The organism is Caulobacter sp. (assembly GCF_049283275.1).
In the GTDB taxonomy this organism is placed as follows: Bacteria; Pseudomonadota; Alphaproteobacteria; order Caulobacterales; family Caulobacteraceae; genus Caulobacter.
Genome location: NZ_JBAPVS010000241.1, coordinates 1 through 6,853 on the forward strand (window position 1 = coordinate 1; position 6,853 = coordinate 6,853).

General features: G+C 67.2%; 7 protein-coding genes and 1 other RNA gene. 7 read left to right on the plus strand and 1 reads right to left on the minus strand.

The annotated features are described in order from the left end of the window. Positions 1-320: 320 nt before the first annotated feature. Positions 321-1,802 (minus strand): flavin-containing monooxygenase, encoded by a 1,482-nt coding sequence (locus WAL33_RS13815; protein WP_422182098.1) that lies wholly within the window; start codon positions 1,800-1,802, stop codon positions 321-323. Positions 1,803-1,980: 178 nt separating this feature from the next. Between WAL33_RS13815 and WAL33_RS13820 the strand changes: the two genes are divergently transcribed. From WAL33_RS13820 to ftsL, 7 genes are all read left to right on the plus strand, one after another. Further along, positions 1,981-2,874 carry a DMT family transporter gene (locus WAL33_RS13820; protein WP_422182099.1) on the plus strand — a complete coding sequence of 298 codons (894 nt, stop codon included), beginning with the start codon at positions 1,981-1,983 and terminating at the stop codon, positions 2,872-2,874. Further along, positions 2,871-3,605, plus strand: coding sequence for an N-acetylmuramoyl-L-alanine amidase (locus WAL33_RS13825; RefSeq protein WP_422182100.1), 735 nt, complete (start codon positions 2,871-2,873; stop codon positions 3,603-3,605). Before WAL33_RS13820 ends, WAL33_RS13825 begins: the two co-directional genes overlap by 4 nt. After that, positions 3,605-4,207 (plus strand): FMN-binding negative transcriptional regulator, encoded by a 603-nt coding sequence (locus WAL33_RS13830; protein WP_422182101.1) that lies wholly within the window; start codon positions 3,605-3,607, stop codon positions 4,205-4,207. Before WAL33_RS13825 ends, WAL33_RS13830 begins: the two co-directional genes overlap by 1 nt. A 168-nt stretch (positions 4,208-4,375) precedes the next feature. Further along, positions 4,376-4,774: RNase P RNA component class A (gene rnpB / locus WAL33_RS13835), an RNA gene on the plus strand. A 316-nt stretch (positions 4,775-5,090) separates the two neighbouring features. Next, positions 5,091-5,558, plus strand: coding sequence for a division/cell wall cluster transcriptional repressor MraZ (locus WAL33_RS13840; protein WP_422182102.1), 468 nt, complete (start codon positions 5,091-5,093; stop codon positions 5,556-5,558). Beyond that, complete coding sequence (gene rsmH / locus WAL33_RS13845) at positions 5,555-6,517, plus strand: 16S rRNA (cytosine(1402)-N(4))-methyltransferase RsmH (RefSeq protein ID WP_422182103.1); 963 nt, start codon at positions 5,555-5,557, stop codon at positions 6,515-6,517. The genes WAL33_RS13840 and rsmH overlap by 4 nt, the downstream gene beginning before the upstream one ends. Next, a partial coding sequence (gene ftsL / locus WAL33_RS13850) for a cell division protein FtsL (RefSeq protein ID WP_422182104.1) occupies positions 6,514-6,853 on the plus strand: 340 nt, incomplete at its 3' end. The genes rsmH and ftsL, both read left to right, overlap by 4 nt.

The following is a 6,853-nucleotide window of genomic DNA, read 5'->3' on the forward strand; positions in this document are numbered from 1 at the left end:
GAGGGGAAACGTCGACCGGGATGAAACAGGCCCTCAGTCATCGTCCCTTGGTCAAAACGGTTCGGCGGAGCGGTCAGGTCTAGCCGAAACGCACACACAACCTCACGGTCATCCGGGCCAGGCCCGGACCGCTCCGCGCCTCCCCATCCACTCACAGCCAATTGGCGTGGGATGACACTGACTTGCCCCCACCTGACGGCTTCGCCGTCTGTCCGCCCCCAGAGGGGGCGGAGCTTTCACGCGGTCCGCTCAGCAGGGCTCTTCCCCCTCTGGGGGAAGACGGTCGCGAAGCGACCCGTAGGGGGCAAGTGGTCGAGCCGCTAAGCCGCGACCTTGGCCTTCACCGCCGCCTTGGCCTTGGAGAACTCCATGGTGCCGTCGTCCACCTTGCCGTAGCGCAGGGTCACCAGGTCCAGCGCATAGTTCTGGTGCACCTTCCACGGCGTCTTGGCGCCCTGCTTGGGCAGGATCTTCAGGGCCCGCTGGACGTAGCCCGACGAGAAGTCCAGCCAGGGCTCGATCTCCATCTCGCCTTCCGGCAGGCGCGGCGTGCAGATCTGGGCGCCGGTGCGGTCCATGTGGTTGAGCAGGCGGCAGACATACTCGGCCGTCAGGTCGGCCTTCAGGGTCCAGCTGGCGTTGGTGTAGCCGAAGGTCGAGGCCAGGTTCGGCACGTCGCTGAACATCATGCCCTTGTAGCTGGTGGTCTCGTGGGGCGCGATCTTCCGGCCGTCGACCACCACCTCCATCTCGCCCAGCAACTGCATGCGCAGGCCCGTGGCCGTGACGATGATGTCGGCGTCCAGGGTCGCGCCCGACTTGAGCAGGATGCCGGTTTCGGTGAAGGTCTCGATCTGGTCGGTGACCACCGACGAGGTCCCGGCCTTCAGGGAGTCGAACAGGTCGGCGTCCGGCACCAGGCACAGCCGCTGGTCCCAGGGATTGTAGCGCGGCGTGAAGTGGGTCTCGACGTCGTAGTCGGGGCCCAGGTGCTCGCGCACCAGGTCCAGCAGTTGCGCCTTGGTCTTCTCGGGCTTCTTGCGGGCGATGTTGAAGAACATCATCTGCATCAGCACGTTCTTCCAGCGGGTGATGCCGTAGGCGGTCATGGCCGGCAGCTTTGCGCGCAGCCAGTTGGCGATCGCGTCCTCGGCCGGCCGCGAGACCACATAGGTCGGCGAGCGCTGCAGCATGGTCACGTGGCCGGCGGTCCTGGCCATTTCCGGCACCAGGGTCACGGCCGTCGCGCCGCTGCCGATGACCACGACTTGCTTGCCGGCGTAGTCCAGGTCCTGCGGCCACAGCTGCGGATGGACGATCCGGCCCTTGAACCGCTCGACGCCGGGGAAGTCTGGCGTGTAGCCGGCGTCGTAATTGTAATAGCCGCTGCACATAGACAGGAAATTGCAGGTGACCTTGACGGTCTTGCCGTCGTGCTCGGCCTCGACGGTCCAGGTGGCGGTCTCCGACGACCAACTGGCCCGCTTGACCTTGTGGCCGTAGAGGATGTGGCGGTCGATGCCGTTCTCGGCGGCGGTCTCGTGGACGTAGTTCAGGATCGACGGGCCGTCGGCGATGGCTTTCGCCTCGCGCCATGGCTTGAAGGCGTAGCCCAGGGTGTACATGTCGCTGTCGGAGCGAATGCCCGGATAGCGGAACAGGTCCCAGGTGCCGCCCATCGCCGCCCGCGCCTCGAGGATGGCGTAGGTCTTCTTCGGACAGTCGCGTTGAAGATGGTAGGCCGCGCCGATGCCCGACAGGCCCGCGCCCACGATCAGTACGTCGAAATGCTCGATGGCCATCGTGCCTCCACCCTGACGTTCACCCGGCCCGGTGGTCCGGGCGCTCGCGTATGTGAACATTGTTCACCAGCAAACGACCGTTTAGCCCTTCCGTCAACCGCGACGTCGCGGACGATGATGTCGGCGGTCATCGGTTTTGATTGCAAACCCTTGTCGGCGACGCGTATCGGTCGTTTCCATGTCCCTGCGCGACTTCGGTTTGCTGGTCCTGGTCTGTCTGGTCTGGGCCTGCAACAACATCATTTCCAAGATCGTGGTCGCCCACTGGGGCGTGCCGCCGCTGTTCTATGCGGCGGTGCGGTTCGCCATTGTCGCGGCGGTGACCCTGCCGTGGCTGCTGCCCGCGCCGCGCCCGACCTGGCGGATCGTGGCCGTGGGTCTGCTGATGGGGGCGGGCAATTTCGCCCTGTTGTTCATGGGCTTCAAGACCGCCTCGCCCTCGGCCGCGGCGGTGGTGATCCAGCTGGGCGTGCCGTTCACGACCATTCTGTCGATGCTGATGCTGGGCGAGAAGGTCCGCTGGAAGCGCGGCCTGGGCATTGCGCTCACCCTGTCCGGCGCGGTGGTGGTGATGTGGAACCCGCACGGCCTGCAGCTGTCGCCGGGCCTGTGGTTCATCGTCGCCTCGGCCTTCACCGGCTCGCTGGGCGCGGTGATGATGAAACAGATCGAGGGCGTCAAACCGCTGCAGTTCCAGGCCTGGGTCGGCGCCACCTCGGTCGCGCCCCTGGCCCTGTTGAGCCTGGCCATCGAACCCGGCGGGCTGGACCTGGCCTTCAAGGCCGGCCTGCCGTTCCTGGCGGCGCTGCTGTTTTCGGCCCTGATCGTCTCGGTCCTGGCCCACACCGCCTATTACGGCCTGATCCAGCGCCACGACGCCAATCTGGTCGCGCCGCTGACCCTGATGACTCCGTTGATGACCATTGGCCTTGGCGTGTTGATCACGCACGATCATTTCGACGCCCGGATGGGAATCGGCACGCTGCTCGCGCTGGCGGGCGTGCTGATCATCGCCCTGCGCAAGAACCAGGTGATGCCGCTGCTGATGCTGACCAGGAACCGTTCCCAATGACGCCCCCCTTCTTGCGGTTGGTCGACGCCCCGTCGCCGAACTTCGACGCGCGCAAGGCCGTGCCCGACTGCGTCGTCCTGCACTACACCGGCATGGAGACGGGGCCGGCGGCCCTGGAGCGGCTCTGCGATCCGGAAGCCAAGGTCTCGGCCCACTACCTGGTTGAGGAAGACGGCAGGGTCTTCCGCTTGGTGCCCGAGGAGCGTCGCGCCTGGCACGCCGGGGCCGCGTTCTGGAAGGGCGTCAAGGACATCAACTCGGCCTCCATCGGCATCGAGATCGTCAATCCCGGCCACGAGTTCGGCTATCGCCCCTTCCCCGACGCCCAGGTCGCCGCGGTGATCAAACTGCTGGCCGACATCCGCTCGCGCTGGATGATCGATGACGACATGATCATCGGCCATTCCGACATCGCCCCCGGCCGCAAGATCGATCCGGGCGAGCTGTTCCCCTGGAAGCGGTTGGCCGAGGCCGGCCACGGCCTGTGGGTCGAGCCGCCGCCGTCGCCCGGCGCCCCGCTGGGTCAGGGCGAGGAGGGGACCGGCGTCTTCGCCCTCCAGGCCGGGCTGACCCGCCTGGGCTACAACTGCGCGCCGTCGGGCCAGTACGACGAATGGACCACCACCGTGGTCGCCGCTTTCCAGCGCCACTGGCTGCAGACCCGCTTCGACGGCGTCGCCGACGGCGAGACCCGGGCGCGGCTGGTGGCCCTGCTGCGGGCCGCCGGCTGATGCATCCGGCCAAGCCGTTCCACGTCGACGACCGCGAGACCCTGCTGGCCTTCTTCCGGGCGAACCCGTTCGTGACCATCGCGGCGGCGGTGGGCGGCCGCCCCTTCACGGCCCAGGCGCCGGTGGTGGTCCGCGAGCTCGACTTCGGCGAGGTGGCGCTGGACTTCCACCTGTCGCGCGGCAACGCCCTGGCGCCGTTCGTGGTCCCGAGCTTTCGCGCCGTGGCCCTGGCGACCGGGCCGGACGCCTATGTCAGTCCCGACTGGTACGAAAGCGAAGACCAGGTTCCGACCTGGAACTACGTCTCGGCCGAGGCCGAGGGGTTGGTCGCGCCGCTGAGCGACGCCGAGTTCGTGGCCCTGCTCGACGACCTCTCGGCCCAGGAGGAGGCGCGCCTTCTGCCCAAGACGCCGTGGACCCGCGACAAGATGAGCCCCGGCCGCTTCGAGGCCATGATGCGCGGCATCATCGGCTGCCGGCTGACCGTCGAGCGGCTGGAGGGAACCTGGAAGCTGTCGCAGAACAGGACCGCCGCCGATCGCGTCGGCGTGGTCAAGGCATTGGGGAAGCACCCCATCGCGGGACTGATGCGAGATCTCTAGGTCCTGTCGCGCGACGCCTGCGGGCCCGTCCTCCTCCTTCGACAAGCTCGGGATGAGGGCGACTTTGCGAAGCCGTCATTCGAATTCCTCATCCTGAGCTTGTCGAAGGGCGGGGAATTCGCTCCACGGCTTGACCCCAACGCTCCCAACCGTCACTTAGGCCCCGGACCAGATGGTCGGGCGGCCGCGGCATCCTTGTGATGTCGAGGAAAGTCCGGGCTCCACGGTGACAAGGCGGCGGGTAACGCCCGCCGGGAGCGATCCCAGGGATAGCGCCACAGAAAGCAAACCTCCTCCCTTCGGGGCGGGAAGGGTGAAAGGGTGGGGTAAGAGCCCACCGCGGACCTGGCAACAGGGACGGCATGGCAAGCCCCGCCTGGAGCAAGACCGAATAGGGACCCCGCGCCGGCCTCGCGTCGGATAGGCCGTCACTGGCTGAGAGGGTCCGGGTAGGTCGCGAGAACCGTCCAGCGATGGGCGGTCCAGAGGAATGGCCGTCTCGCGTCCGTTTTTCCTTCGGGAGGGGCGGGCGTCAGACAGAACCCGGCTTACAGACCATCTGGTCCATTCGCTCCGCCCCTCAGGCGGGGCGGCGAAAGTGGGTTTAAGTCCCACCTATCCCCACAACGGCGGCAACTGAGCCGCTCAATCCCAAGCCAGCAAGGCTCCGCGCAGAGTCTAGCGGGCGCGAAATCTTAACAAGTTCCTTGTATGTTCTGTGGATAGATTCGAGGGCTCTGTGAAAGAGCTCCGTGACACCTTTGTTTTAGCGGCCAAACGGCTGTTGGTGTCATTGTATCCCAATCAATCCCATGTTAACCCACTTCTGCCGGAGCGATCGTGGCAGGACGTCCGGCGGCGGGCTTAAACAGGGGTAGGCGAGGTGTTTCTCTCGACGTTCGAGAAGCAGCTGGACAGCAAGCGGCGCATCGTTGTGCCGCAGGACTTCCGCGCCGCGCTCTCGGGTCCGTTCGGCGGAATCTTCTGCTTTCCCTCCATCGAAGCCGACTGTCTCGAGGCGGGCGGAAAAGGCCTGTTCGATCGCTACCAGGGCGTGATCGACGAGCTGCCGTTCGGCGATCCCCTGCGCTCGGCGCTGGAGACCAGCGTCCTGGGCGGCATGGCCCGATTGTCGTTCGACACCGCCGGCCGCATCACCCTTCCCGACACCCTGTGCGAGATGTTCGGCCTGAGCGACTGGGTCGCGGTGGTCGGCCTGGGCGAGCGGTTCCAGATCTGGTCGCGCGAGGCTTTCCAAGCCCATCGCGCCGCTCAGCGCGAACTGGCCCGCGACGGCCTGGCCGCCATGCGCGCCCAGCAGCGCACCGCCCGGATCGGGGCCGCGGGATGAGCGACCTTGAAACCGCTCCGCAAGCCGGCGCGCCGCACGTCTCGGTGCTGCTCGACGAGGTGGTCGGCGCCTTGTCGGCCGGCCCCGGCGACATGGTCATCGACGGCACCTTTGGAGCCGGCGGCTACACCCGCGCCATCCTGGCGACCGGCGCCTCGGTCACCGCTTTCGACCGCGATCCCAGCGTCGCTCGCTTCGCGGCTGAATTTTCTGCGGCGGATAGCCGCTTTCGCCTGATTCAGGACCGCTTTTCACAAATCACCGAGTATCTGGGGGATGCGTCGGTCGACGGCGTCACCCTGGATCTCGGCGTTTCCTCCATGCAGCTCGACGAGGCTGAGCGCGGCTTCTCCTTCATGCGCGACGGTCCGCTGGACATGCGCATGGGCGCCGACGGTCCGACGGCGGCCGATCTGGTCAACGAGCTGGATCAGGTCGAGCTGGCCCGCATCCTCTATGTCTATGGCGAGGAGCACGCTTCCCGCCGTATCGCCAGCTTCATCGTCAAGCGCCGGGCCGAGCGTCCGTTCACCCGCACCCTGGACCTAGCCCACGTGATCGAGCGCGCCTTGGGCGGCCGCAAGGGCGCCAAGGTCCATCCCGCCACCCGCTCGTTCCAGGGGCTGCGGATCGCCGTCAACGCCGAACTGGAAGAGCTTGAGGCCGGTCTCGTGGCCGCCGAGCGCGTGCTGAAGCCGGGCGGCCGCCTGGCGGTGGTCACCTTCCATTCGTTGGAAGACCGCATCGTGAAGAATTTCCTGGCCGAGCGTGCAGGGCGGACGCCCGGCGGATCGCGCCACGCGCCGCCGGTCGAGCAGGGCGCTCCACCCAGCTTCCAGCTGATCTCGTCCAAGGCCATCGCGCCGGGCGAGGCCGAGCTGGCGGTCAATCCGCGCGCTCGCTCCTCCAAGCTGCGCGCCGCTGTGCGCACGACGGCTCCCGTGTGGAGCGCCGCATGAGCCTGTCGAGCCTCTTCGAGCGTCGCGTGCGGGGCTTTCGGGTCGTCGAGATGGTCTGCCTGTGCGTCCTGCTGGTGCTGGTGCTGGGTGTCTACATGGCCAAGACCTTCGCCGGTCGCGAGCGCGCCCAGATCGCCGAGGTCGAGCGCGTGATCGGCGAGGAAAAGGCCCGCGTCCGCCTGCTCAAGGCCGAGGTCGCCTATCTGGAGCAGCCGCGCCGCATCGAGCAATTGGCTCAGCAACTGCAGCTGGCCCCGATCAGCCCTGAACACGAGACGACCGAGGAAGCCTTGATCGACGTGGCGCGCCACGCGCCGGCGGCCCACGCCCCGGCCT